At 65.7% G+C, this 25,765-nt stretch carries 19 protein-coding genes; 10 read left to right on the top strand and 9 right to left on the bottom strand.

Annotation, left to right across the window (positions count from 1 at the left end; genetic code table 11):
* The first annotated feature begins 19 nt into the window (after positions 1-19).
* Positions 20-925 (top strand): protein translocase subunit SecF, encoded by a 906-nt coding sequence (gene secF, locus FGS76_RS19095; RefSeq protein ID WP_240692607.1) that lies wholly within the window; start codon positions 20-22, stop codon positions 923-925.
* A 117-nt stretch (positions 926-1,042) separates the two neighbouring features.
* Here the strand turns inward: secF and FGS76_RS19090 are convergent, their stop codons facing one another.
* The 7 genes from FGS76_RS19090 to suhB form a co-directional block, all read right to left on the bottom strand.
* Complete coding sequence (locus FGS76_RS19090; RefSeq protein WP_138774244.1) at positions 1,043-2,245, bottom strand: pyridoxal phosphate-dependent aminotransferase; 1,203 nt, start codon at positions 2,243-2,245, stop codon at positions 1,043-1,045.
* Between the two features lie 2 nt (positions 2,246-2,247).
* Positions 2,248-3,666 (bottom strand): amidase, encoded by a 1,419-nt coding sequence (locus FGS76_RS19085; RefSeq protein ID WP_138774243.1) that lies wholly within the window; start codon positions 3,664-3,666, stop codon positions 2,248-2,250.
* A 15-nt stretch (positions 3,667-3,681) separates the two neighbouring features.
* Complete coding sequence (locus tag FGS76_RS19080; RefSeq protein ID WP_138774242.1) at positions 3,682-4,650, bottom strand: D-2-hydroxyacid dehydrogenase; 969 nt, start codon at positions 4,648-4,650, stop codon at positions 3,682-3,684.
* Positions 4,647-5,897, bottom strand: coding sequence for an aspartate aminotransferase family protein (locus FGS76_RS19075; RefSeq protein WP_138774241.1), 1,251 nt, complete (start codon positions 5,895-5,897; stop codon positions 4,647-4,649). Before FGS76_RS19075 ends, FGS76_RS19080 begins: the two co-directional genes overlap by 4 nt.
* A gap of 61 nt (positions 5,898-5,958) precedes the next feature.
* Entirely contained in the window at positions 5,959-7,116 is a 1,158-nt protein-coding gene (locus tag FGS76_RS19070; RefSeq protein ID WP_138774240.1) for an isocitrate/isopropylmalate dehydrogenase family protein, read from the bottom strand.
* Between the two features lie 191 nt (positions 7,117-7,307).
* Entirely contained in the window at positions 7,308-8,762 is a 1,455-nt protein-coding gene (locus FGS76_RS19065; protein WP_138774239.1) for an NAD-dependent succinate-semialdehyde dehydrogenase, read from the bottom strand.
* A 207-nt stretch (positions 8,763-8,969) separates the two neighbouring features.
* Positions 8,970-9,791 (bottom strand): inositol-1-monophosphatase, encoded by an 822-nt coding sequence (gene suhB, locus FGS76_RS19060; RefSeq protein WP_138774238.1) that lies wholly within the window; start codon positions 9,789-9,791, stop codon positions 8,970-8,972.
* 142 nt (positions 9,792-9,933) lie between these two features.
* Between suhB and FGS76_RS19055 the strand changes: the two genes are divergently transcribed.
* The 3 genes from FGS76_RS19055 to FGS76_RS19045 all read left to right on the top strand — a co-directional run bounded on the left by FGS76_RS19055 (position 9,934) and on the right by FGS76_RS19045 (position 12,587).
* Complete coding sequence (locus FGS76_RS19055) at positions 9,934-10,707, top strand: RNA methyltransferase (RefSeq protein WP_138774237.1); 774 nt, start codon at positions 9,934-9,936, stop codon at positions 10,705-10,707.
* Positions 10,708-10,709: 2 nt separating this feature from the next.
* Positions 10,710-11,480, top strand: a complete 771-nt coding sequence (cysE, locus tag FGS76_RS19050) for a serine O-acetyltransferase (protein ID WP_138774236.1) — start codon at positions 10,710-10,712, stop codon at positions 11,478-11,480.
* Positions 11,481-11,660: 180 nt separating this feature from the next.
* A complete protein-coding gene (locus FGS76_RS19045; RefSeq protein WP_138774235.1) occupies positions 11,661-12,587 on the top strand; it encodes a bile acid:sodium symporter family protein in 927 nt (308 codons plus the stop codon).
* 3 nt (positions 12,588-12,590) lie between these two features.
* Here FGS76_RS19045 and FGS76_RS19040 read toward each other — a convergent pair whose 3' ends face one another.
* Together FGS76_RS19040 and FGS76_RS19035 are read right to left on the bottom strand one after the other, a co-directional pair.
* Positions 12,591-14,675, bottom strand: a complete 2,085-nt coding sequence (locus tag FGS76_RS19040) for an oxidoreductase (RefSeq protein WP_138774234.1) — start codon at positions 14,673-14,675, stop codon at positions 12,591-12,593.
* A gap of 13 nt (positions 14,676-14,688) precedes the next feature.
* The gene (locus tag FGS76_RS19035) at positions 14,689-16,800 is read right to left on the bottom strand and encodes an oxidoreductase (RefSeq protein ID WP_138774233.1); all 2,112 of its coding nucleotides are present in this window, start codon (positions 16,798-16,800) and stop codon (positions 14,689-14,691) included.
* Between the two features lie 462 nt (positions 16,801-17,262).
* On the opposite strand from FGS76_RS19035, the gene FGS76_RS19030 reads away from it, so the two are divergent.
* From FGS76_RS19030 to FGS76_RS19005, 6 genes are read left to right on the top strand one after another with little or no spacing between them, the layout of a single operon-like run.
* On the top strand, positions 17,263-18,459 hold the full coding sequence (locus FGS76_RS19030) for a CaiB/BaiF CoA transferase family protein (RefSeq protein ID WP_138774232.1): 1,197 nt from the start codon (positions 17,263-17,265) through the stop codon (positions 18,457-18,459).
* 9 nt (positions 18,460-18,468) lie between these two features.
* On the top strand, positions 18,469-19,392 hold the full coding sequence (locus tag FGS76_RS19025; protein WP_138774231.1) for a hydroxymethylglutaryl-CoA lyase: 924 nt from the start codon (positions 18,469-18,471) through the stop codon (positions 19,390-19,392).
* The gene (locus tag FGS76_RS19020) at positions 19,382-20,353 is read left to right on the top strand and encodes a WD40/YVTN/BNR-like repeat-containing protein (RefSeq protein WP_138774230.1); all 972 of its coding nucleotides are present in this window, start codon (positions 19,382-19,384) and stop codon (positions 20,351-20,353) included. The genes FGS76_RS19025 and FGS76_RS19020 overlap by 11 nt, the downstream gene beginning before the upstream one ends.
* The gene (locus FGS76_RS19015; protein WP_205717293.1) at positions 20,353-22,749 is read left to right on the top strand and encodes an efflux RND transporter permease subunit; all 2,397 of its coding nucleotides are present in this window, start codon (positions 20,353-20,355) and stop codon (positions 22,747-22,749) included. The genes FGS76_RS19020 and FGS76_RS19015 overlap by 1 nt, the downstream gene beginning before the upstream one ends.
* 33 nt (positions 22,750-22,782) lie before the next feature.
* Positions 22,783-24,447: a DUF1302 family protein gene (locus tag FGS76_RS19010; RefSeq protein WP_138774229.1), complete on the top strand. Its 1,665-nt coding sequence runs from the start codon at positions 22,783-22,785 to the stop codon at positions 24,445-24,447.
* A 10-nt stretch (positions 24,448-24,457) separates the two neighbouring features.
* The gene (locus FGS76_RS19005) at positions 24,458-25,720 is read left to right on the top strand and encodes a DUF1329 domain-containing protein (protein WP_138774228.1); all 1,263 of its coding nucleotides are present in this window, start codon (positions 24,458-24,460) and stop codon (positions 25,718-25,720) included.
* Positions 25,721-25,765 lie beyond the last annotated feature (45 nt).

Here is a 25,765-nt window from a genome sequence, read left to right as displayed (position 1 = left end):
TATGTCCGGGAGCAAGAAAATGATCAACTTCATGGGGGCGCGCAAGGTACTCGGCATCATGTCGATCTGCCTGGTGATCGGCTCCATCATCCTGCTCGCCACCCGGGGCCTGAATCTGGGCCTGGATTTCACCGGCGGCACCAACGTGGTGGTGGAAAGCAGCACCGACATCGACATCGCCAAGGCCCGCCAGACCCTGGAGCAGGCCGGTTTCGAGGACGCGGTGGTGCAGCAATACGGCTCGTCGCGGGATCTCAGCATCCGCGTGCCGCCCCAGGAGGGCATCGAGGCGGATCAGGTCGGGCAACGGGTGTTCCAGACCCTGGAAGGCAAGGTCGGGGAGCTGCAGCTCAAGCAGGTGGAATTCGTCGGCCCCCAGGTGGGTGATGAACTGCGTGACCAGTCCGGCCTGGCGCTGCTGATGGCCCTGGGGCTGATGCTGGTGTACGTGTGGTTCCGCTTCACCAACAAATTCGGTATCGCCACGGTGGCGGCGCTGCTCCACGACGTGATCATCGTGCTGGGGCTGTTCTCGCTGCTGCGCTGGCCGTTCGACCTGACGGTGCTGGCGGCGGTGCTGGCGCTGATCGGTTACTCGCTGAACGATTCCATCGTGGTCGCCGACCGCATCCGCGAGAACTTCCGCAACACCCGGGAAACCGATCCCCATGTGATCGTCAACGGCGCCATCAACGAGACGCTGACCCGTACCATCAACACTTCATTCACCACCATGCTGGTGCTGGTGGCGCTGTTCTTCTTCGGCGGCGAGGTGATGCGGGCCTTCTCCGAGGCGCTGCTGGTGGGTATTTTCGTGGGTACCTATTCGTCCATCTATGTGGTCGCCAACCTGCTGTTCACCCTGGGCGTTTCCAAGGAAGATTTCCTGATCCCCGAGAAGGAAGAAATCGACGAGATGCCCTGAGGGCGGGCCCCGCCCACTCTGTCGTAGGAGCGGCTTCAGCCGCGATCACCGTCTGACCCGATCGCGGCTGAAGCGGAATGCCTCCCAGCCGCTCCTACGGCGGTCTCCTTTCCTTTCCTACCAGTCCTGCTTTTCCATCCACGGAATGATGCGCTCGAACGCCGCCTCGATCTGATCCAGGGAGGTGGAATAGCTGATGCGCAGCGCGTTGGCGCAGCTGTCGCCGAAGGTCTCCCCGGCCACCGTGCACACCCCGGTTTCTCGCAGCAGTTTCAGCGCCACATTGCCGCCGTTGACCCCTTCGGGCAGCGACGGGAACAGGTAGAAGGCGCCGTCCGGCCGGTAGCCGGTCAGGTGCGGGGTCTGTTCCACCAGGTCCACCAGCCGGTCCCGGCGACGCTGATACTCGGTGAGCATATCGTCGATAAAGGTGCGGTCGCCGCGCAGGGCGGCCACCCCGGCCCATTGGCAGGGCGTGTTCGCCACCGTGGTGGTGAACATATGGTAGCGGCGCAGTTTCTTGATCGCCCCCTGGCTGGCCATCAGCCAGCCAATGCGCATGCCCGCCATGCTGAAGGTCTTGGAAAAGCTGGAGACCACCATGACGTGGTCCAGGTCCGAGCAGCATGACAGCACGCTGGGGTATTCCCGGCCGTCATAGAGCAGATGGTCATAGACCTCGTCGCTGATCACATAGACCCCCCGGTAGGCCGCCTCCTGGACAATCGCCTCCACGGTTTCCCGGGGATAGACGGTGCCGGTGGGGTTACTGGGTGAGTTCAGCACGATGGCGTAGGTATTGGCGCCGATGGCGTCGATCACTTCCTGGGGATCGAGCTGGTGCTGGTTCTCGGCGCGGGTGGGGATGGTCTTGACCACGCCGCCGTTCATGCGGATCAGCGGCGCGTACAGCATGAACGACGGCTCCGGCACGATGAACTCGCGGCCCGGCGCCGAGGTGGCGGTGAGCGCCAGATAGATGGCCTCGGTGGCGCCGGTGGTGATCATGATGTTTTCCGGCACCAGGGTGCGGTTATAGCGCTCCCCGTAGTACTCGGCCAGGGCCTCCAGCAGTTCCGGCAGGCCGGCGTCCATGGTGTAGCCAGTCTGGCCCGCCTGCAGGGCGTCCACCGTGGCCTGCACCACATGTTCCGGCGGCTTCAGGTCCGGCTGGCCGATGGACAGATGGATCACATCGTCCATGGTCGCCGCCAGGTTGACCATGCGACGGATGCCCGGCACCGGAATGGTGAGCAGCGCCGGGTTCCAGATCGGGTCCTCGGTTTCGTAGAAGTCGGTGTCCAGATTGATGTTGCTCATGGTCACGCCTCCCGGCCGGCGGTGGCCAACGGTGGGCGGCCGGTAAACGGCCGGGTTTGTTCGAACTGATGGCCGGCCTTGAGCACCAGCTCGTCCTGGAAGCGCCGGCCGACGATCTGCAGGCCCATGGGCAGGCCGTCGGAGGCCAGCCCCAGGGGCAGCGACAGGGCCGGCTGGCCGGTCAGGTTGAACGGGTAGGTGAAGGGCGTCCAGGTGGGCCAGCGGGTGTTGGGCCAGTCCCGGGGCACCTCCCGGTTGGTGTCGAAGGCGGTGATCGGCAAGGTGGGGGTGAGCAGCAGGTCGTACTTCTGATGGAACACCGCCATCCGCTCCGACAGCGCCATGCGCTCATTGACCGCCGCCAGATAATCCAGCATCGACAGCTTCTCGGCCTTTTCCACCACCTGCACCAGCCCCGGGTCCATCTGTGCCCGGCTGCGTGGTCCCAGGTCCCGGCAGGCATTGGCGGCGCCGCCATAGAACAGATGGCCGAAGGCGGCCAGGGGATTGCTGAAGCCCGGGTCCACTTCCACCACGGTGGCGCCCAGGTCGCGGAACACCGCCATGGCGTCGGCGGTGGCCCGCTCGATCTCCGGGTCCACGTCCACATAGCCCAGGTTGTTGCTGTAGGCGATGCGCAGGCCCTTCAGGTCACCGGGCAGGGCGGCCAGATAATCCACCTGGCGGCGCGGCGCCGCCTGGGAATCACGGCTGTCCGCCTCGGTGAGCACCTGCATCATCAGGGCGCAGTCCTCGACCGTGCGGGTCATGGGCCCGGCGTGGGCCAGGGTGCCGAAGGGGCTGGCCGGCCAGTGCGGCACTTCGCCGAAGGTGGGCTTGTGGCCGACGATGCCGCAGAAGGCGGCGGGAATGCGGATCGAACCGCCGGCGTCGGTGCCCAGGGCCAGCGGCGCCATGCCCGCCGACACCGCCGCCGCCGAGCCGCCGCTGGAACCGCCGGCGGTTTTCTCCGGGTTCCAGGGGTTGTTGGTGGGTCCGCACATAGGACTGTCGGTGATGCCCTTCCAGCCGAACTCCGGCGTGGTGGTCTTGCCCAGGGGCACATAGCCGTGGCGCTCCAGCGCCGCCACCGCCGGCGAGCGCTTGTTCAAGGTGCTTTGCGGGTCGATGGTGCGCGAGCCCTTGACGGTGGGCCACATGGGGGTGAGGAACACGTCCTTTACCGCCACCGGGATGCCGTCCAGCAGGCCCAGGGGTTCACCCTTGCGGTAGCGCGCTTCGGCGGCGCCGGCCTCGGCCAGGGTGGTTTCCCGGTCGATCAGGCACCAGGCATTGATGCTGTGATCGTTATGCTGCACATGGTCAAGCAGGCCGGCGGCCACCTCCACCGGCGACAGTTCGCCGCTTTCGAAGGCGCGTTTCAGCGCCGTGGCGGTGAGTGCCCTGATATCTTCGGCCATGGCTTTTCTCCTCCTTCAACGGCGTCCATATCCGCGCGCCGTGTCCACCGGGTTAGCCAGCGGCTCGCCGAGCCGCCAGCGGTTGAAGTTGTCCACGAACTGCTCACCCAGGGCCCGGCGCCAACCGATAAAGTCGCCGGCCATATGAGCGGAAAGCATCACATTGTCGAAGCCCCACAGCGGGTGGTCCGCCGGCAGGGGTTCCTGTTCGAATACGTCCAGGGCGGCGCCGGCCAGGTGGCCGTCCAGGGCATCCATCAGCGCCTTGGTGCGGACGATGGCGCCGCGCCCCACGTTGATGAACACCGCGCCGGGCTTCATGCGCAGAAAGTGGTCGTGGTCGAACAGCCCTTCGGTGTCCGGAGTCAGTGGCGCGGTGACGATCACGTAGTCGGCGTCACCGAGCAGCGCCGGCAGCTCCTCCTGGCCGTACACCCGCGAAAATGCCGGGTCGTCGTCCCGGGGCCGGCGGGCGGTGCCGATCAGGTCCATGCCCACGGCGCCCAGCACCGTGGCCACTTCCCGGCCAATGGAACCGGCCCCCACCACCAGGGCGCGGGCGCCCCGGATCAGGGCGGTTTCCCGGTGGTCCCAGCGGCGCTGGCGCTGCCGGGAAAGGTTGGTGAGAGTGTCCTTGGCAAACAGCAGCACCGCGCCCAGCACGTACTCGGCGATGCCCCGGTCGAAAATGCCGGCGGCGTTGGTCACCGGAAAGTCGCCGTCGCGGATCGGCGCGATCATCAGCGCGTCCACGCCGGCGCTGGTGGCGTGCACCCAGCGGATCGGGCAGGGATCGGGCCAGGCCGCTTCCAGCGCCTCCACCCGGAAGTCGGTGACCACCAGCACATCGGTGTCGGCGAGCGCCTCGGCGAGGCCGTCGTCGCCCTGCAACTGGCGCACCCGGGCCTGGCCTTCCAGGGCCTTGAGGCCCGGCAGCGGCGGTTCGTCAGGCGCCAGCAGCACGGTCACCCGGGTGTCACTCATGCGGTGTCCTCCAGGGCGTCGCGGAACAGGTCCACGGCGCGGTCGATTTCCTCACGGCTGACGGTGAGCGGCGGCAGCCAGCGCACGATCTGGCCGTGGGTGCCGCAGCGCAGCAGCAGCAGGCCGTTGCGTTCGGCGGCCTTGAGCAGGGCGGCGGCGCGCTCGCCGTCCGGCTGGCGCGGGCCCTGGCCGATTTCCATGCCACGCATCAGGCCCATGCCGCGTACCTCGTCGACGCAGTCGTACTCGGTTTTCAGACCGTCCAGCCGTTGCGCCAGGTGGTCGCCATGCTCGGCGGCCCGGGCCACCAGGTCTTCCTGCTCGATCACATCCAGGGTCGCCAGGGCGGCGGCGCAGGCCACCGCGTTGGCGCCGTAGGTGCCGCCCTGGGAGCCGGGCCAGCCTTCCGCCATCAGGGCGCGGCTGCCGGCCACCGCCGACAGCGGGTAGCCGCTGGCCAGGCCCTTGGCGGTGACCAGCAGATCCGGCTGCACGTCGAAGTGCTGATGGCTCCAGAAGCGGCCGGTGCGGCCGTAGCCGGCCTGGATTTCATCGGCGATCAGCAGAATGCCGTGGCGGTCGCAGCGCTCACGCAGGCCTTGCATGAACCGTGCCCCCGCCGGGTAGTAGCCGTATTCGCCCTGCACCGGTTCGATGATCATGGCGGCCACTTCCGTCGGCAGCGTCTGGGTCAGGAACAGGTGGTCCAGCTCGCGCAGACAGAAATCGACGGTTTCCTCCTCGCTCCAGCCGTAGCGGTAGCTGTGCGGGAACGGGCTGAAGCAGACCCCGGCCATCAGCGGATGCCAGCCGCTGCGCACCTTGGTGGTGGAGGTGGTCATCGAGGCCGCCGCCAGGGTGCGGCCGTGGAAGCCGCCGGTGAAGGCGATGATGTTGGGGCGGCCGGTGGCCTGGCGGGCCAGCCGCAGGGCGGTTTCCACCGCCTCGCTGCCGGAATTGGCGAACGCCACCGCGTCCAGCGAGCGCGGCAGGTGCTCGTAGAGGCGGTCGGTGAGCCGCAGCATATTGGGGTGGGTCACGGTGGTGTACTGGGCGTGTACCAGGGTGGCGACCTGCCGTTGCGCCGCTTCCACCACCTTGGGGTGGCAATGGCCGGTGGCGGTGACACCGATACCGGAGGTGAAGTCCAGCCAGCGACGACCTTCACCGTCGTAGAGCCAGCTTCCTTCGCCGCGTTCCGCGCAAATCCCGCTGGATTGCACCAGCAATGGAGACAGGTGATTCATGGCTTGCTCCTCCCACGTCATGAACCCGGGCGGGGAGGCCGGCCTTGCGTAAAGACCGGATTTACAGGTTCCCGCCCAGGGCGCCTTGAATCCGCACACCGACCGCATCGGTGCCGCTTGCCGGATGTTCTCCGGCCAGGTCTGCTGTCAGCGTCTCATGCAAATGACGCGCCGCGCCATAGAAAATCGCGTTTTTTTCACCCAGCCAGTGCAGCAGCAGGGCCAGGCTGAACAGGGTGGCGCGGGGGTCCGCCACGCCCTGGCCGGCGATGTCCGGCGCCGAGCCGTGGGTGGGCTCGAACAGGGCGGGCTGGTCCGGATCGGAAGGATCGAGGTTGGCGGAGGGCGCCACGCCCAGGCCGCCGGCCAGCACCGCCGCCAGGTCGGTGAGGATATCGCCGTGCAGGTTGCTGGCCACCACCACGTCGAAGCGCCAGGGGGCCTGCACGAATTTCATGGCGGCGGCGTCCACCAGTTCATGGTGGGTGGCGATGTCCGGGTAGTCCGCCGCCACCTCCTCGAACACCCGGTCGTAGAGATCGCCCCAGAAGGCCTGGGCATTGCGCTTGGTGATCAGGCACACCTGGGCCTGGCGGGTGTCGCCATCGGGCAGGGTGAAGGTGCGCGGGCGTTGTGTTTGTTGCCGTTCGTCCCGGCGCGCCCGGGCGCGCTCGAAGGCATGGCGGATCAGCCGCTCGGTGGCGGCGTAGGTGAACACTTCCAGTTGCGTGGCGATTTCGTCGCGGGTGCCGGCGCGCAGCCGGCCGCCCTGGCCGGCGTACTCGCCTTCGCTGTTTTCACGGATCACCAGCATGTCCAGGTCCCGGGCGCGGGGATCGGCCAGGTACTGGACGGTGCCGGGGTAGAAGCGGGCCGGTCGCTCGCAGGCCCACAGGTTCAGGCCCTTGCGCAGGGTCAGCAGCGGCGCCAGGGAGACGCCGTCCGGCAGCCGGTAGCGGCCCGGGTCGTTGAGGGGGCCGGGGTCGCCCAGGGCGCCCAGCAGCAGGGCGTCATAGGCGCGCAGGCGCTGCAGGGCGTCCTCGGGCATCATCTCACCATGGCGGCGATGCCAGTCGGTGGCCGGCCAGGGCAGAACGTCGTACTCCAGCGGCAGCCGGTGGCCGTGGATCAGTGTCTTCAACACCGCCTCGGCCACCGCCATCACCTCCGGGCCGATGCCGTCGCCGGGTAACAGCGCGATGCGGTGTTGAAGGGGCATGGTGATGTCCTCGTATCAGTGGCGGGAGGGGAGCTACAAGCTTCAAGCCGCAAGCTACAAGCGAAACACCTCCAGGATGGTTTGACGGGCTTTGGTGGGCCGTCACGCTGTCCTGGCTTGCAGCTTGCAGCTTGCAGCTTGCAGCTTGCAGCTTGCAGCTTGCAGCTTGCAGCTTGCAGCTTGCAGCTGGCTTACCCCATGCAGAGGTATTTCACCTCGCAGTATTCCTCGATGCCGTATTTGGAGCCCTCGCGGCCCAGGCCGGATTCCTTGACCCCGCCGAACGGCGCCGCCGCGTTGGAGATCAGGCCTTCGTTGATGCCCACCATGCCGGCTTCCAGGGCTTCCGCCACCCGCCATACGCGGTGGATGTTCTCGCTGTAGAAGTAGGAGGCCAGACCGAACGGGGTGTCGTTGGCCAGGCGGATGCCTTCCTGCTCGTCCTGGAAGCGGATCACCGCCGCCAGCGGGCCGAATGTTTCCTCCACGCAGAACTCCATGTCCTGGGTGGCGTCCACGATCAGGGTGGGCTGCACGAAGTTGCCGCCGCGCTCGTGGGCTTCGCCGCCAAGGATCACCTTGCCGCCTTTTTCGCGGGCATCCTTGATGTGCTCCAGCACCTTGTCCACGGCACCCTTGTTGATCAGCGGTGCCTGGGTGACGCCGTCCTCGAAACCGTCGCCCACCTTCAGTCTCTCGATGGCGGCCTTGAGTTTTTCCACGAAGGCATCGTGCACGCCGTCCTGCACCAGGAAGCGGTTCACGCACACGCAGGTCTGGCCGGTGTTGCGGAACTTGGAGGCGATGGCGCCTTCCACCGCCTTGTCCAGGTCGGCGTCATCGAACACCAGGAAGGGGGCGTTGCCGCCCAGTTCCAGCGACACCTTCTGAATGTGCTCGGCGCACTGGGACATCAGCTGGCTGCCCACCTCGGTGGAGCCGGTGAAGCTGACCTTGCGCACCACCGGCGAGCTGGTGATGGTGGAGGAGATGGCGGCGGCGGACCCGGTGATCACATTGATCACGCCGGCGGGAATGCCGGCGCGGGTGGCCAGCTCGCCCAGGGCCAGGGCCGAGTAGGGGGTGGCGCTGGCCGGCTTGACCACCATGGTGCAGCCGGCGGCCAGGGCGGCGCCGGCCTTGCGGGTGATCATCGATGCGGGGAAGTTCCACGGGGTGATGGCGGCGGTGACGCCCACCGGCTGCTTGATCACCACGATGTGCTGGCCCGGCTTGGCGGCGGGGATGGTGTCGCCGTAAACGCGGCGGGCTTCTTCCGCGAACCACTTCAGGAAGGACGCGGCGTAGGCGATCTCGCCCTTGGATTCCGCCAGCGGTTTGCCCTGCTCCAGGGTCATGATGGCGCCCAGGTCGTCCTGGTGCTCCATCATCAGTTCATACCAGCGGTACAGCAGCTGGGCGCGCTCGTCGGCGGTCTTGTCGCGCCACGCCGGGAACGCCCGGTCGGCGGCGGCGATGGCCTGCAGGGTGTCCGCTTCCCGCATGCGCGGTACCTGGCCGATGATGTCGCCGGTGGAGGGGTTGTCCACGTCAATGGTGGCGCCGTCCTCGGCATCACACCACTGGCCATTGATGTAGCACTGCTGGCGGAACAGGTCTTTGTCTTTCAGTTGAAACTGACTCATCGGGCTCTCCTGAAGAAGCATCTTCGTGCAAACTTAATGGGTTTAACGCTAGCAGAGCTTGGCGGTGAGTCCTATCCCTTGAAGCAGGCTTTTACGTCTCTAAACGGCGTAGGAGCGGCTTTAGCCGCGATAGCTTCCCGTGATTGGACGGCGCTATCGCGGCTAAAGCCGCTCCTACGAGGAGGCAGGTCGGGGGGCGAGCGCGGCTCAGCCGCGCTTGAGGCTGTCGGTAAGGTGGGGCTTGATCTTCTGCAGCAGGCCCTTGAACACCTTGGGGGTGCCGGCGACCAGGTTGCCGCGGCTCAGGTGGTTGTGGCCACCGACCAGGTCGCCGACCAGACCGCCGGCTTCGGTGATCAGCAGGGTGCCGGCGGCCATGTCCCATTCCTGCAGGCCCAGTTCGAAGAAGCCGTCGGTGCGGCCGGCGGCCAGCCAGGCCAGGTCCAGGGCGGCGGCGCCGGGGCGGCGCAGGCCGGCGGCGTCCTCGGCGATGGCGCGGAACATGCCCATATAGGCATCCAGATAGGCCAGCTGATCCGGGCGGAACGGGAAGCCGGTGCCGATCAGGGCGCCTTCCAGGCTGGCACGGGCGGTGACCCGCAGGCGGCGGCCGTTGAGCGCCGCGCCACGGCCCCGGCTGGCGGTGAATTCCTCTTCGCGCAGCGGGTCGTAGACCACCGCGTGCTCCACCCGGCCCTTGATTTTCAGGGCGATGGACACCGCGTACTGGGGAAAACCATGGATGAAGTTGGTGGTGCCGTCGAGCGGGTCGATCACCCACAGGTAATCGGCGCCATCACCACGGCCGGGCTGTTCGCCGCCTTCCTCGGCCAGGATGCCGTGGTCCGGGTAGGCCTTGCGGATCACCTCGATGATGCGTGCCTCGGCGGCTTTGTCCACCTGGGTGACGAAGTCGTTGGCGCCCTTGCGATCCACCTTGAGCGGGTCGCTGTTCTCCGCGGCGCGGCGGATCAGGGTGCCCGCCTGGCGGGCGGCTCGCAGGGCAATATTCACTTGCGGCGCGTGCATGCAATCATCCTATCGGTTTGAAAGAGCGGGCTCCACGGAGGGGTGGGGCCGGATGGGAGGCGGATTGTAACAGAGCGGAAGGAAGGAGGGCAGGCCGTTATCTGCTAGAATCCCGCCCCCACTATCGATGCGGACAACCGACATGCTCGACAAGGTGCGGATGGTGATGGTGGAAACCACCCATCCGGGAAACATCGGCGCCGCCGCCCGGGCCATGAAGACCATGGGCCTGGGTGATTTGCGCCTGGTGGCGCCGAAGATTCATCCCAGTGCCGAGGCCACCGCCCGGGCCTCCGGCGCCGGTGATGTGCTGGCCGCGGCGCAGGTGTGCGCCACCCTGGACGAGGCCCTGGAAGGCGCCACCCTGGTGATCGGCACCAGTGCCCGGCAGCGGCGCATTCCCTGGCCCTGCCTGACGCCGCGCCAGCTCACCGCGCAATTGTCCCGGGAACCGGAGGACACCCGCATCGCGGTGCTGTTCGGCCGAGAGGACCGGGGGCTCACCAACGACGAGCTGCACCGCTGCAATTTGCACGTGTCCGTGCCCACCAACCCGGACTATGGCGTGCTCAATGTGGCGTCGGCCATGCAGCTGATCGCCTATGAACTGCGCCTGGCGCTGGTGGGCGAGGAGGCGGACCTGCCGGAGGCGCGCTCGCGCCGGTCGCAGATGCCGCTGCCGGAGATGTTCTGGGACGAGCCGGCGGCCAGCAACCAGGCGGTGCAGCAGTTCCTGGATCACTTGCAGCGGGTCATGGAAGGCAGCGGGTTCCTGGACCCGGAGCAGCCCGGCCAGGTAATGACGCGCATGCGGCGATTGTTCCTGCGCGCCCGCCCGGACAAAATGGAGATCAGTATTCTGCGTGGCACCCTGGTGGCTTTGGAGAAGCGCCTGCGGGGCCCGGATTCGAGGTAATTATGCTAAAGCAGATCAAAGAGGACGTGGCGTCCGTTTTTCACCGCGACCCGGCGGCGCGTAACACCCTGGAAGTGCTGCTCAACTACCCGGGGCTGCACGCGGTGCTGTTCCACCGCCTGGCCCACTGGCTGTGGCAACGGAACATCAAGCAGCTGGCGCGGCTGATCTCCACCTTCAGCCGCTGGCTCACCGGCATCGAGATCCACCCGGGTGCGCGCATCGGCCGGCGCTTCTTCATCGACCACGGCATGGGCGTGGTGATCGGCGAGACCGCCGAGATCGGCGACGATGTGACCCTCTATCACGGCGTCACCCTGGGCGGCACCAGCTGGAACAAGGGCAAGCGCCACCCGACCCTGGAAGACGGCGTGGTGGTGGGCGCCGGCGCCAAGGTGCTGGGCCCGTTCACGGTGCACAAGAACGCCAAGATCGGCTCCAACTCGGTGGTCACCAAGGAGGTGCCGGAGGGCGCCACCGTGGTCGGCATCCCCGGCCGGGTAATCGGCCAGCCGGCCACCGAGCAGGAAAAGAACCGCAAGGAAATGGCGGACAAAATCGGCTTCCAGGCCTACGGCGTCAGCAACGACATGCCCGACCCGGTGGCCGAGGCCATCGGCGCGCTGCTGGACCACCTGCACGCGGTGGACGGCAAGCTGGACCGGGTGTGCGACAACCTGCGCCGCCAGGGCATCCAGGGCTGCGACGAAAAGCTGCCGGAGCTGAGAAGCGAGGATTTCGAGTCGGTGAAGGCCCGCGGCGGCAACGACTGACCCGCCCAGACACACTGTAGGAGCGCCTTTGTAAGAGCGCCTTTGTAGGAGCGACTTCAGTCGCGATCATCACGCGATCATCAACACACGGCCCCGCGACCAGGGCCGTCGATGATCGCGACTGAAGTCGCTCCTGCATATACCGCTCGCCGGCGGACGCGGGCTCGATGGAGGCCACCAATGATACAAACCCTCACGCGCCTGTTCCCGCTTTGGGCGCTGCTGTTCTCCGCCTTCGCGTTCGCCTTTCCCGATGGCCTGGCCACCCTGTCCTGGGCCATCGTGCCGCTGCTGATGTTGATCATGTTCGGCATGGGCATGACCCTGACCTGGGCGGATTTCGCCGATGTGGGCAAGCGCCCGGCGGTGATCGGCGCCGGGGTGGCGTTGCAGTTCCTGATCATGCCCCTGGTGGGGTTGCTGGTGGGGGCGTTGCTGCGCCTGCCGCCGGAGTGGGTGTTGGGGCTGGTGCTGGTGGGCGCCTGCCCGGGCGGCACCGCCTCCAATGTGATTTGTTATCTGGCGCGGGCGGACGTGGCGCTTTCCATCGCCATGACCTCGGTGTCCACCCTGCTGGCGGTGGTGGCCACGCCGCTGCTGGTGTGGCTCTACCAGGGCCAGGCCATCGATGTGCCGGTGGCGTCCATGCTCGGTTCCCTGGTCAAGATCATCCTGCTGCCGGTGGCGGCGGGCACCTTTCTGAACAGCCTTTTCAGTGCCCGGCTGGGGCCGGTGCGCAATGTCTTCCCGCTGGTGTCGGTGGTGGCCATCGTGCTGGTGATCGGCGTGATCGTGGCGCTCAACCGGGAGCGCATCGCCACCGGTGGCCTGCTGGTGATGCTGGCGGTGGTGCTGCACAACCTGCTGGGGCTGGGCCTGGGCTATGGCGGTGCCCGGCTGTTGCGGTTGGATGTGGCGCGGGCGCGTACCCTGGCCATCGAGGTGGGGATGCAGAATTCCGGGTTGGCGGTGGCGCTGGCGGTGAAGCATTTCTCCGCCGGCGCCGCCTTGCCCGGGGCCCTGTTCAGTGTGTGGCACAACCTGTCCGGCTCATTGCTGGCCTGGTACTGGCGGCGCCGTAACCCCGGGGATGAACCCCGGGGCTGAGCCTCAGGCCTGCAGGACCTTGAGCCGTTCCGGCAGGGTCGGGTCGAACTGTTCCAGGGCGCCCGGTTCCACGTAGCGGGTCCAGTTGTCGAATTCCTCCCGGCCGGCCAGGAAGCCTTCGAAGATGGCATGGTCGGTCTTGCGCGGCGCCTGGCAGTCGCCCACCCGGTGCACCTTGGGGTGACGCGCCGCCAGGTCCAGGTAGAGCGCCTCCAGGGGCAGATGGCGCACCGCCAGAACCACGGTATCCACGTCGTCCAGGGTGTGGGTTTCGCCGGTGTAGAGCTGGTACAGATCCACCTTGCCGTTCTCGAAGCTGCTCACCCAGCTGTTCAGGGTGGCCTGGAACCGGTCGCCGGGCAGCTTGCCGTACACCACCGGTTGATCCAGGGTCTGGGCCAGCTTATGGAACAGGGCGTTCCAGCGGGTCACCAGGTGCACGTGATGACCCCGCTCCACCAGATACTCGGTGATGCCCGCGGAATATCGGTTGCCTTCCTCGTCCAGCACCAGCACCCGTTTGCCCACCTCGGCGCCTTCCAGCACGTCCACGGTGGTCAGCACATGGGGCGCGTCGATGCCGGGAATCTTCGGCACCAGCGGGTTGATATCGGAGTAGCCGCTGCGGTCCGGGGTGGAGCCGGTGGCCACGATCACGCCGTCCGGTTGCAGGGCCAGCACGCCGTCCACGTCCGCCTCGGTATTCAGGCGCACGTCCACGCCCAGTTTCTCCAACTGGCTGCCCAGGTCCTTGGTGATCCAGGCGAAGCTGTCCCGGCGCGGCAGCTTGACCATCTGGTTCACCTGGCCGCCCAGCCGGTCCTCTTTCTCCAGCAGTGTCACCCGGTGACCACGGCGGGCCAGGCCTTCCGCCGCCTTCATGCCGCCGGGGCCGCCGCCCACCACCACCCAGTGGCCGGGCGTGGCCGCCGGGACCTCGGTGTGCGGGGCGAAGCGTTCCTCGCGGCCGGTGGCCGGGTTCACCTGGCAGGTCATGGAGGTGCCGTAGAACAACCGCGCCACGCAGCCCTGGTTGCAGCGCAGGCAGTGGTAGATGTCGTTCTCGCGGCCCTCGCGGGTCTTGTTGGCGAAATCCGGATCGGCGATCTGTGCCCGGGTCATGGCCACCATGTCGGCGCCGTCCCGGGCCAGGATCGCTTCCGCCTCGGCGGCGGTGGTGATGCCGGACACCGCGAACACCGGCAGGTCCACCGCCTGCTTGAGGCGCGCCGCCGGGTCGGCCAGCCAGCCGTTGGGTACGTCGGCCGGCGGCATGATGTAGCTGGCGGACTGGTACACGCCGGCAGTGGTCATGATGTAGTCGATGCAGCCGGTGGCTTCCACGGTGCGCGCCACCTTGATCCAGTCGTCCACTTGCAGGCCGCCGGGCACCATCTCGTCCAGGGTCAGGCGCACGCCCACCACGAAATCCCGGCCCACCCGCTCGCGCACCGCGCGCACCACTTCCAGCGGAAAGCGCATGCGGTTTTCGAAGGCGCCGCCGTACTGGTCGGTGCGCTTGTTGAACAGCGGCGAGATGAATTGATGCAGCAGGTAGCTGTGCGCCAGATGCACTTCCACTCCGTCGAAGCCCGCCGCCTTGGCGTACTCGGCGGAGCGGGTCCAGCCTTCCACCACTTCGTCCATGTCCTGGCGCTCCATGGCCTTGGCCATTTCACCGAACACCGGCGACTTGATGTTGGACGACGACCACAGCACCCGGTAGTCGTCCATGGCGTGGGTTTCGCCCATCACGCCGAAGTGGTTGAGCTGGGCGAAGATGCGCGCGCCGTGGTCATGCACCGCCCGGGTCAGGGCCCGGTCCCGCTCCACCATTTCATCCCGGTAGCCGTAGGCGTAGCCCCGGCAGAAGGTGTTGGAGGTGGGGTGGATCAGGCGGTTGCCGGTGATCATCAGGCCGATGCCGCCGCGGGCGCGGGCGGCGTGGTACTCGATGTCCCGGTTGGTGGTGAGGCCGTCGCGGGTGTTGAACGCCATGGCGTGGGCGGACTGCATCAGCCGGTTACGAATCTCGATGTTGCCCACTCGCAGCGGGCGGAACAGATGCGGATAACGTTCCTGAGTCATGATGTGCTGTCTCCTATTGCGCCTGGGTGCCCAGCGTCTCGCGCCAGTCGTGGTCGAAGCTTTCCAGTTCGCCCTGCTCGATAAAGCGGTCCGGGTCGTTGAGCATCTCGCGGCCGGCCAGCATGCCTTCGTAGATCACGTCCTGGAGCGGGCGGGGCAGCAGTGCGTCGCCGATGCAATGCAGATTGCTCACCCGGTCCTGCAATGATTGATAAAGCGTGTTCTCGGCGGCGTGGCCGGCGGCGATCACGAAGGTGTCCGCTTCCAGCACCTGGCTGTTCTTGTCGGTGAACAGGTTGAACAGTTGCGCGCGCTGGCCGTCCACCGAACGCACCCAGCTGTTAATGGTGTATTCCAGCCCTTTCTCGAACACGTGCCGGTAGTTCACCGGCAGGTCCAGGGTCAGTGCCAGATTGGGAGAGAGGGCGTTGAAGCGGCTGACCAGATGCACCTCATGGCCCCGGTCGAGCAGGAACTCGGCGGTGCCCAGGGCGTAGCGGCCACCGTCCTCGTCGAACAGCACCACCCGCCGGCCCACCGCGTCCGGGTTTTCCAGCACTTCCACCACGCTCAGCACATTGTCCTGGTCCAGACCGGGCACCCGGTCCACCGCCGGCCGGGTGGAGGTGAAGCCGGTTTTCAGCGGCCGGGAGCCGGTGGCCACGATCACGCCGTCGGCGCCGAACGCCGCCACCTGGTCCGCGTCCAGGCGGGTGTTGAGCCGGATCTCCACGCCGGCCTTGCGCAGTTGGCGCTCCAGGTCCCGGGGCAGGAAGCCGAACTTCTCCCGGCGCGGCAGCCGCGCCGCCAGATTGAGCTGGCCGCCCAAGCGGTCGCCGGCTTCCACCAGGGTCACCCGGTGGCCGCGCTGGCGCAGCACCAGGGCCGCCTTCATGCCAGCAGGTCCGCCGCCGATCACCAGCCAGTGGGCCGGCGTGGTCGCCGCCATCAGGGTATGGGCGCCGAAGCGGCGCTCGCGGCCGGCGGCGGGATTGACCACGCAGGAAATGGCGTTGCCCACCATCAGCCGGGCGATGCAGGCCTGATTGCAGCGGATGCAGTGGTTGATCTCGTCTTCGCGGCCGTCGCGCAGCTTATTGGCGAATTCCGGATCGGCGATCTGGGTGCGGGTCATGGCCACCATGTCGGCGGCGCCGTTGGCCACCAGCTGGTCCGCTGCCTCCGGGTCGACGATATGACCGACGATAAACATGGGAATGTCCGCTTCCTCGCGGATCGCCTGGCGCATGCGCGCGCCGTCCTTCACCAGCCAGTTCTCCGGGTAGTCACCAGGCGGAATCTGGTCCGCGTGGGCGGCGTAGGTGCCGGCGGTGGCGCTTACATAGTCCACCAGACCGGTGCGCACCATCAGCCGGGTCATCTCGATGGCCTGGTCGGCGTGCATGCCGTCCACGGTGCATTCGTCCATGGACACGCGGATGCCGACCATGAAATCCGGGCCCACTTCGTCCCGTACCCGCTGCAGGGTTTCGATGGGAAAGCGCACGATGTTTTCCAGGCTGCCGCCATATTCGTCGGTGCGTTTGTTGTAGACGAACGACAGGAATTGCTGGTGCAGGTAGCCATGGGAGTAGTGCAGCTCCACGCCGTCGAAGCCGGCTTCCTTGGAATAGCGGGCGGTGAGCGCGAAGTTCTCCGACACCTCGTCCATCTCCGCCTTGGTCATTTCCTTGGCCCACTCGTTATAGGCCGGGGACTTCATGGTGGAGGGCGCCCACAGCACCCGGTAGTCATCCAGGGCGCCGCTGCGGCCCTGGGGGCCGAAGTGAATCAGCTGGGCGACGATGCGCCCGCCCTGGGCCTGCACCGCCTGGCACATCTCCCGGTCCCGCTCGATGATTTCCTCGCGGTTGCCCCGGGCCAGGGTGCGGCCCGGGCCGGTGGAATGGGGATGGGTGTGGCGGGCGCCGGTAACGATCAGGCCGATGCCGCCCTTGGCGCGCTCCGCCTGATAGTAAATGTCGCGGTCGTTGGTGAGGCCATTGCCGGCGTGGAAACCCTTGGCGTGGGCGGTTTGCATCAGCCGGTTGCGGACCGTGACGTTGCCGATTTTCAACGGACTCAACAGATGCGGGTAGCGGGCGCTGGCTAGGGAGTCGCTCATGATGTGTCTTTCCTTTTGTTGCTGTTATTGAATCGGCGCCGGATGAAAAGGGCGGCGGTGACAAGGGAAAGGGCAAGACACATGCCAGTTTGGCGATATTGAAATAACCGGATGAATCACAAGCCTTTTTCCAAAAAAGGCGGGGTCGGACCCGGGGCCCGGCGTCTTTCAGAGGGCATAGAGGCCTTTCAAATTGAACGTGCTGGCGGTGGCGTGGCCGCCGCGCCCCGGCGTTCAGGCGGCCGTCCGGGCGGCGGCGGTTTTTCTTTCAGGCTGAAAGGTGGTGATTTCCGAATGAAAGCGCCGGTTGTCCGGGGGCGCTTGGGGTGCGCCGCGCCGCCATTGTAAAAAAGACTTTAAAAACAGGCGTCTAATCAATCGGCGGTGGGTTTTGGAAAAGTTGGCACCGTGTTTGCGATAGGGAGGGCAGACCCTTCAACAAACACAACATGCTGACGACATATGACAAAACCATTAGAAGGCGTCCGGATTCTCGATCTGACGCACATGCTTTCCGGTCCCTACGCCGGCATGATTCTCGCCGACCTCGGCGCCGATTCCGTCAAGGTTGAGCCCCTTAAAGGCGAGGGCACCCGTAGCCTGCTTGCAAAAGACCCGAACAATTCCTACGGCGGTCAGGGCGCTTACTTTCTTACCCTGAACCGCAACAAGAAAAGCGTCTGTATCGACCTGAAAAGCGAGGCGGGTCTGCAGGTTTTCTATGACCTGGTGAAAGACGCGGACATTGTCCTCGACAACTTTTCCGCCGGCGTTCCCGCCAAACTGAAGATCGATTTCGACCATCTTTCCAAGATCAATCCTCGCATCATCACCTGCTCCGTGACCGGCTTTGGTCAGGCCGGGCCCAACTTCCAGCGGCCGGCGTTTGATCAGGTGGTGCAGGGCATCGGCGGTGGCATGTCGATCACCGGCCACGACCAGGACCATCCGGCCCGCGCCGGCATTCCCATCGGCGATCTGGGCGGCGGCATGTTCGCCGTCATGGGCGTGCTGTCCGCGCTGCACGCCCGGGAGAAACGGGGCTACGGCCAGCACGTGGATATCTCCATGCTGGATTGCCAGATCTCCATGCTCAACTACATGGCCACCATGTATTTCCTGAGCGGCGATGATCCCAAGCCGATCGGCAATTCCCACTTCGTGCATGTGCCCTACGACGCCTTCCCGACCAGCGATGGCTTCGTGATCATCGCGGTGATCTTCGACAGCTTCTGGGACAACCTGGTGGCGCTGCTCGACATCGCTGAACTGCGCGATGAAAAGTACAAAACCCAGCCCGGCCGCTTCGCCGACAAGGACAAGATCAACGGCATCCTCAAGGAACTGTTGGTCACCAACACCACCGCCCATTGGGTGGATCTGCTGTCCAGCGCGCGCATCCCCTGCGCGCCGGTGAACAAATTCTCCGAAGCGCTCAGTGATCCCCAGGTGCTGTTCCGCAACATGGTGGTGGACATTCCGCAGAGCGACGGCGGCGCGGTCAAGGCGCCGGGTAATCCGATCAAGCTGTCGGTGGATTCCGAGGAAGCCTTCACCACCCCGCCCGGTCTTGGCCAACACACCCGTGAGGTCCTGCGTGCGCTCGGTTACAGCGAGTCGCAAGTCGAGGAGCTCATGGCCCAGGGCGTGATCGGATAGGAGGGGACCATGGATATCCGCATCAATGAAGTGGGGCTGCGCGACGGCCTGCAAAGCCAGGGCAAGACCCTGACCGTGGACGAACGGTTGCAGCTGGCACAGGCACTGGCCGGTGCCGGCCTGCGCTTCATGGAAGCCGGCAGTTTCGTGTCGCCCAAGGCGGTGCCGCAAATGGCCGGCACCGAGGACCTGTTTCCCCGGCTGCCGTCGCCGGAACGCATTCAGTACGCCGCCCTGGTGCCCAACATGAAGGGCTATGAACGGGCGGTGGCCGCCGGCGCGCGCACCGTCAACGTGGTGCTCTCGGTCACCGAGACCATGAACCGCAAGAACATCAACATGTCCCTGGAGCGCACCGCCGAGGTCTGCGAGCAGATCGTGGCGCGGGCCGCCGACGAGGGCGTCAATGCCCAGGCCTATCTGGCGGTGGCTTTCGAATGTCCGTTCGAGGGGCCGGTGGCCCCGCGGGTGGTGGCCCATTACGGCAAGCGCATGAACGACGCCGGCGCCGGCAAGGTGATCGTCGCCGATACCATTGGCGCCGCCGACCCGGCCAAGGTGGACGCGGTGCTGGGTCTGCTGCTGGAGCAGGTGGAGGTGGCGCGGGTGTCCTGCCATTTCCACGATACCCGGGGTATGGCGCTGGCCAATATCCACGCCGCCGTGCTGGCCGGCGTGCGCGAGTTCGACGCTTCCATTGGCGGCCTGGGCGGCTGCCCGTTCTCGCCGGGGGCCAGCGGCAACGTGGCCACCGAGGACGTGGCGCTGATGCTGCAAAGCATGGGCTTCGATACCGGCATTCAGGTGCTGGATCTGGTGCCGGTGGTGCGTGAAGCGGAGCGCCTCACCGGCGCCACCCTGGGCGGCAAGGCGTTCCGCTGGCTGAGCGGTCAATACGCCAAGACCGGGGGAGGGCAGGGCGATGATCGCTAAGCTGCTGAGCTGGGTCGCCCGTATCGCACCCTGGGCCATCGTTGTCGGCCTGGGTTACGCGGCGGCCTTTGTGAAACCCACGGTGGAGCCGCTGCCGCTGCCGCAGCCGCTGGTGGAGCCCCGGGATCATTTCCTGGATGTGGCCGGCGACGGTAACGGCGCGCTCTGGTTCGCCGGCAACGCCGGCACCGTGCTGAGCCGCGACGCCGACGGCCACTGGCATCGGCTGGCACTGCAACAGCCGGTGAACCTGCAAGGCATCGCCGAAGGGGACGGCCGCGTGGTGGCGGTGGGCAACCAGGGGTGGGTGTTCGTCGACGACGGCAACGGCTGGCAAGGGGAGAAACTGCCGGTGTCCGACTTCGCCGGCAAGCTGATCAGCGTGCACTACCTGAACCAGGCGTTCTGGATCACCGGCGAGATGGGCGTGATCTTTCGCGGCGATGGGCAGGGCCCCTGGCAGGCCCTGAGCCTGGACACCGACGTGGGCCTCAACGACATCGCCCGGGCCGATGATGGCAGCCTCTGGATCGCCGCCGAATTCGGCAACCTGTTCCAGTCCAACGACCAGGGCCAGACCTGGCAGCGCCGTGAACTGCAGGGCGAAACCCTGCAGGCAGTGGCCTTTCACGGGCCGCGCGGCGTGGCCGTGGGCAACCAGGGCCGCATCTATCTCACCGAGGACACCGGCGTCTCCTGGCAGCCGGTGGACAGCGGCACCCATGAACATCTCTACGACGTGGTTTACGACGGCCGGCGCTGGCTGGCGGTGGGGGCCGGCGGCGTGCTGCTGGCCTCCGATCAGGGGCGCCATTGGTCGCCGCTGGCGGCCCGTGGTTTCAGTAACGGCTATCACACCCGGGCGCTGCCCGTGGCCCGGGGGCTGGTGGTTACCGGGGAAGACCTGGGCCTGGTGAGCGGGAACACCTGGACCGCCTGGCCGGCGGAGGAGAAAAAATAATGTCAATGAGCCGTTTCGCCATCGGCCTGTCCGAGCTGTGCATTCGTCACCGTCGTCTGGTGGTGGCTTTGATTATGGGCATCACCCTGTTGATGTCGCTGGTGCTGCTGCGCATCGACGTGCGCACCGTGTTCAGCGACATGGTGCCCAAGGGGCATCCCTACGTGGAGGTTCACGAGCAGTACAAGGAGACCTTCGGTGGCAGCAACAAGGTCACCATCGTGGTGAAAAGTGAGGACGGCGAAATTTTTCAGCCGGCCGTCCTCGCGGAAATCCAGCGTGTCACCCGGGAGCTGGCCAAGGTCAGCGGCGTCAATCCGTTTCAGATCGTCTCGCTGGCCTCACGCAAACTGAAGTCCGTTAACGCCTCCTCCATGGGCATCGAGAGCCTGCCGCTGATGTGGCCGGACGTGCCCGCCGATGCCGCCGGTATCCGCCAACTGCGCGAGGCGGTGATCAATAACCCGCTGGTGTATGGCATCTACGTGGACCGGGATCTGGAGTCCGCGCTGATCCAGGTGGATTTCTACGACCAGAAGGTGGATTACGGAAAAATCTTTCCGCAGATCAACGCCATCTTCGATGCCTCGCCGATCCCGGATCAGGTGTCCTATCACTTGGTGGGCGAGCCGATCCTGTACGGCTGGGTGGATCACTATCTGGATGAAACCGTGGTGATCGCGCTGCTGTCGCTGGGGTCCATGCTGCTGGCCCTGTTCCTGCTCAACCGCACCTGGCGCGGCGCTTTGCTGCCCCTGCTCAGCGGTACCGTGTCGGCGATCTGGGCGCTGGCCATCGGCGTGATGCTGGGTTTCAACTTCGACCCGTTGGTGATCGTGGTGGCCTTTATCATTACCGCCCGCTGCTTCAGCCACTCGGTGCAGTTGATCACACGCTTCGACGATATCTGTGACGGCGACGGCCTGGCGCCCCGGGCGGCGGCGGAAGCCACCATGAAGGAGCTGTTCCGGCCCGGCCTGCTGGGGCTGATTTCCGATGCCGGCGCCATTCTGTGTGTGCTGCTCACGCCGATTCCGTTGCTGCAGAAGGTGTCCATCATCGGCGCCATCTGGGTGATGACCATCATGTTCTCCGCGGTGGTGCTGACGCCGGTGCTGCTGAGCTGGGTGAAGGTGCCGCTGCGCTACGCCCATCCGCTGAACCTGCGCTTCATTCTCGACGCGGTGCTGGGCGTGGCCTATCGGCTGGCCGCCGGCCGGGGCGCCTATATGGTGCTGCCGGTGACCATCATTCTGGTGGCGTTGCTGCTGGCCAAGGCCACCGGGCTGACCATCGGTGACGCGGCGCCTGGCTCGCCGATCCTGTGGCCGCAGGCGAGCTTCAATCAGGACAGCGCGCTGATTAATAAGCGTTATCCGGGCACCGAGCAGATGTTCGTGGTGCTGGAAGGGGACCGCACCGACGCCCTCAAGCGGGTCGATGCCCTGGATTGGATGCAACGCTTCCAGCGCCGCATGGAACGGCTGCCCCAGGTGGGCGGCAGCGTGTCCCTGGCGGACATCGTGGTGGACGTGCGCCGCAACCTGTACGAAGGCAATCCGCGCTACCGGGAACTGGGCGCTTCGCAGATCGAGAACGGCGAGCTGATCAGCTTCTATATGCAGGGCGCGGCGCCGGACGACCTGGCCCAGTTCGCCGACCCGCTGTTCCAGAACGGCTCGGTGCTGCTGATGCTGCGCGACCGGCGCGGCGACACCCTGCGCCAGGCGATCTATCAGATTAAGCACTTTATCGACGAGAACCCGCTGGACGGTTTCAAGATCCGCATGGCCGGCGGTTCGATGGGCATCACCGCCGCCATCAACGAGGTGCTGCTGTCCGACCAGATCGAGGCCATCGCCCTGGCGCTGCTGGTGGTGATCGTGTCCTGCCTGCTGGTTTATCGCTCCTCCGCCAGCGGTGTGTTCTTCATCGTGCCGGTGCTGATCTCCAACGTGGTGACCTTCGCGTTCATGGCCTGGCAGGGCATCGGCATGAGCATCAGCACCCTGCCGGTGGTGGCCCTGGGGATCGGCCTGGGGGTGGACTACGCCTTCTATATCGTCGATTCGATCAAGGAATACCTGGAGAAGTACCCGGACGCGGACCCCCGCGATGCCATCCGCCAGGCGCTGTTTTCCGCCGGCCGGGGCGTGCTGCTCACCTCGGTGACGCTGGCCGCCGGGGTGCTGCTGTGGGCCGCTTCCTCGCTGCGCTTCCAGGCCGAGATGGGGATGCTGATCGGCCTCTGGCTGCTGGTGTCGGCGTTCACGTCGCTGCTGGTGATGCCGTCGCTGGTGCGCATTCTCAAGCCCGCTTTCATTTTCGATCCGCCGAAACAAAACGCCGAGTCCAAGACATCGGTGGAATCGGCTTCTTTGTCAACGAGTAAATAAAACGCCATCGAGCAACAACACGGGGTAATTGCCATGTATGGATTCAACAATAAGAAATCGTATAGACCGGAGCGGCGCCTGCCGGGCCGGTTGGCTCTGGTCGCCGCTTTGGCGGCGACCTCCACGGTCCATGCCGACGACGATAACTGGCTCACCAAGGACTGGGAAATCAGCGGCTACGCCCGCCAGTACCTGTCCTGGAACCTGGAGAACCCGACGCTGATCGGGCCCGGACCCAATGGTCTGGATGGTCGTCAGGAAGGCGATTACCGGGGCGACCTGTCGATGGTGCGCACGGTGGGCAAACTCAATATTTTCCGCGACTTCGGCGCGGTGCGTTTCAAAGCCACCGGCCGGGTGTCCCGGGAAGCGTCCACCAGCTACCTGGACGATGTGCAGGACGTGGCCGACGCCTGGGCACGCACCGGCGGTGTATCGGAATCCTCCGTGGACCTGATCGACGACAGCTACGACGACGAGCAACTGCGTGAGTTCTGGCTGCAAGGGGATCTCACCGACAGCCTCAACCTGAAGATCGGCCGCCAGCAGGTGGTCTGGGGCGAGACCGACTTCTTCCAGCTGATGGACGTGATCCACGGTTACGATTTCCGCTGGCGCTCGTTCCTGGAGCCGGAGAACGAAGAACTGCGCAAGCCGCTCAATATGGTCAATCTGACCCAGCGCTTCGACGACGCCGGTGGCAGCCTGCAGCTGATCTACATTCCCGGCCGGCTCAACGACGAGGAAGACCGGGGCAACAGCTACGATGTGGAAGGTGGCCGCTGGGCCAACCAACCCAACCGGGGCGTACCGTTCGCCACCGCGCCGTTCGGCGCCAACGTGCGCTACAACTATCACCACCCGGACGCGGACATGGACGACGACTCCTACGGTCTGCGCTGGAACGGCCTGGCCGGTGACTGGGGTTACTCCCTGGCCTGGTTCCACGGCCCCAACCCGAACCCGGTGGCCAACCCCAACCCGGCCACCAACAACGCCGCTCCGGAGCTTTTCCGGGGCCCCTACGAGGGCACCTATGAAGGTGGGCCGGGCGAAGCGGGTGAGTTCATCTATCCGTATATCGATGTGTTCGGGGTGTCCGCCAATAACTACTTCCAGTCCCTGGACGTGGTGTTCAGCACCGAGCTGGCCTATATCCCCAACGCGCCCTACAACGCCGGCATCATGAGCAACAGCCAGGGCCGCGGTTGCGGTTTTTTCCCGGGCTTCTGCGGCATCGAGGAGAAGAACCTGTTCCGCTCCATGTTCCGCCTGGACAAGCAGGTGGACCTGACCGGCGTGCTCGGTACCAGCCGTCCCTCGTTCCTGTCGGTGCAGGTGTTCAACAACTGGATCGCCGATTTCGAAAAGGATGAGCAACTGGTCAACACCGCCGGCTTCAGCGGCGACACCAAGGAATTCAGCAGCATCGTCACCGCCGTCCTGGCCACCAACTACGCCAACGATCAGATCAACCCGACCCTGGCGGTGGGCAGCGACCTGACCTATGGCGGCGGCTTCGTGATTCCGTCCGTGGAATTCGTCTACGGCGACCACATCCGCGTGCGTCTGGAGGCGGACATCTTCTTCGACCGCCAGGACCAGGACCGTCCGCTGCAGGATTTCAACGACACCAATCTGTTCGGTTATTTCGCGGGTAACGACCAGCTCGTGGCCCGGCTCACCTATCAGTTCTGAGGAGATCATCATGACAATAATCAAGCATCTTTCCGTGGCGCTGCTGTCGCTGGCTGCGTTCGCCGCCACGCCGGCCCTGGCCGCCGAGCTGTCCGCCGGCGATACCCTGAACGCGGGCAACCTGGACGGCCGCCTGCAGGACACCTTCGAAGGTCACAGCATCGACAGCCTTCTAACCGATGTGCAGAAGCGTCTGATCCGTGACGAGGGTCTGGTGATTACCCTCAAGCACTCCGAACCGGTGAAGCTGGGCAAGGACTACCTGGCCGCCACCAAAAAATATTCCGGCGCCGTGACCTACGACCCGGACACCCGGCTGATGAAAGGCTGGAAGGCGGGCATGCCGTTCCCGAACATTACCGAGGACACCCCCTACGCCGCCGAGAAGCTGATCTGGAACCACCACGTGGCCCAGCCCACCAAGAACTTCCAGGACTATCCGAAGTTCGCCTATCTGTTCGTGGACGACAGCCGTGGCCTGGAACGTCGTCAGGAGTGGGTGTTCAAGCGCTTCTATACCAAGGGGCGCCTGGGTGAAGAGAGCACCGAGGTCGGTGACGGCAAAACCCTGTTCAAGCAGCTTCTGTACGCCACCTACCCCAACGACATCCGTGGCCTGGGCCTGTACACCGTGCGTTACGACGGCCCGCAGCTGGATGACAGCTGGGCCTATCTGAAGTCCGTGCGTCGTACGCGCCGCCTGTCCGGTGGCACCTGGATGGACCCCATTGGCGGTACCGACCAGCTCAACGACGATATCGAGATCTTCAACGCCCACCCCACCTGGTACCCGGAGTACAAGCTGCTCGGCAAGCGCACCGTGCTGGCGGTGGCGCACAGCTCCGTGAAAGCCTGGGACCAAGGTGCCAAGGGTGACGCCGAGTTCCCGGTGGTGGATCTGGCCAACGCGCCGCACTGGAATCCCCTCGACAAGTGGGAACCCCGTGAGGTATGGGTAATCGAGGCCATCGCGCCGCCGGAGCATCCGTACAGCAAGAAAATCATGTACATGGACACCCAGTTCCCGCGCTTCTACATGGCCGACGTCTACGACAAGAAGGGGGAGTTCTGGAAGTGGTTTGACTACCACCTCAAGACCATCCAGACCGAGGACGGTGACACCGGCATCGTGTCCTCCGCCGGTTTCACCATCGACTACCAACGCCGCCACGCCACCATTTTCATTCTCAGCCCGGATGCACGGCTGAATACCCCCGGGGTCGATCCCGGCGATATCAGCCTGCGTGAACTGGAACAGGCGGCGGTGCGCTGAGGCCGGTTAACAAAGCCTCGTAAGAATAAGTAACGGAGACGAAGA

Origin of the sequence: Alloalcanivorax gelatiniphagus (assembly GCF_005938655.1) — a bacterium.
GTDB classification, from domain to species: Bacteria; Pseudomonadota; Gammaproteobacteria; order Pseudomonadales; family Alcanivoracaceae; genus Alloalcanivorax; species Alloalcanivorax gelatiniphagus.
This window is presented reverse-complemented; position numbering and strand designations above follow the sequence as displayed.

Excerpts from the sequence above, each read along its gene's own strand:
- secF (WP_240692607.1), top strand. The coding sequence starts at position 20 with ATGATCAACTTCATGGGGGCGCGCAAGGTACTCGGCATCATGTCGATC.
- FGS76_RS19090 (WP_138774244.1), bottom strand. The coding sequence starts at position 2,245 with ATGAGCAACATCAATCTGGACACCGACTTCTACGAAACCGAGGACCCG.
- FGS76_RS19085 (WP_138774243.1), bottom strand. The coding sequence starts at position 3,666 with ATGGCCGAAGATATCAGGGCACTCACCGCCACGGCGCTGAAACGCGCC.
- FGS76_RS19080 (WP_138774242.1), bottom strand. The coding sequence starts at position 4,650 with ATGAGTGACACCCGGGTGACCGTGCTGCTGGCGCCTGACGAACCGCCG.
- FGS76_RS19075 (WP_138774241.1), bottom strand. The coding sequence starts at position 5,897 with ATGAATCACCTGTCTCCATTGCTGGTGCAATCCAGCGGGATTTGCGCG.
- FGS76_RS19070 (WP_138774240.1), bottom strand. The coding sequence starts at position 7,116 with ATGCCCCTTCAACACCGCATCGCGCTGTTACCCGGCGACGGCATCGGC.
- FGS76_RS19065 (WP_138774239.1), bottom strand. The coding sequence starts at position 8,762 with ATGAGTCAGTTTCAACTGAAAGACAAAGACCTGTTCCGCCAGCAGTGC.
- suhB (WP_138774238.1), bottom strand. The coding sequence starts at position 9,791 with ATGCACGCGCCGCAAGTGAATATTGCCCTGCGAGCCGCCCGCCAGGCG.
- FGS76_RS19055 (WP_138774237.1), top strand. The coding sequence starts at position 9,934 with ATGCTCGACAAGGTGCGGATGGTGATGGTGGAAACCACCCATCCGGGA.
- cysE (WP_138774236.1), top strand. The coding sequence starts at position 10,710 with ATGCTAAAGCAGATCAAAGAGGACGTGGCGTCCGTTTTTCACCGCGAC.
- FGS76_RS19045 (WP_138774235.1), top strand. The coding sequence starts at position 11,661 with ATGATACAAACCCTCACGCGCCTGTTCCCGCTTTGGGCGCTGCTGTTC.
- FGS76_RS19040 (WP_138774234.1), bottom strand. The coding sequence starts at position 14,675 with ATGACTCAGGAACGTTATCCGCATCTGTTCCGCCCGCTGCGAGTGGGC.
- FGS76_RS19035 (WP_138774233.1), bottom strand. The coding sequence starts at position 16,800 with ATGAGCGACTCCCTAGCCAGCGCCCGCTACCCGCATCTGTTGAGTCCG.
- FGS76_RS19030 (WP_138774232.1), top strand. The coding sequence starts at position 17,263 with ATGACAAAACCATTAGAAGGCGTCCGGATTCTCGATCTGACGCACATG.
- FGS76_RS19025 (WP_138774231.1), top strand. The coding sequence starts at position 18,469 with ATGGATATCCGCATCAATGAAGTGGGGCTGCGCGACGGCCTGCAAAGC.
- FGS76_RS19020 (WP_138774230.1), top strand. The coding sequence starts at position 19,382 with ATGATCGCTAAGCTGCTGAGCTGGGTCGCCCGTATCGCACCCTGGGCC.
- FGS76_RS19015 (WP_205717293.1), top strand. The coding sequence starts at position 20,353 with ATGTCAATGAGCCGTTTCGCCATCGGCCTGTCCGAGCTGTGCATTCGT.
- FGS76_RS19010 (WP_138774229.1), top strand. The coding sequence starts at position 22,783 with ATGTATGGATTCAACAATAAGAAATCGTATAGACCGGAGCGGCGCCTG.
- FGS76_RS19005 (WP_138774228.1), top strand. The coding sequence starts at position 24,458 with ATGACAATAATCAAGCATCTTTCCGTGGCGCTGCTGTCGCTGGCTGCG.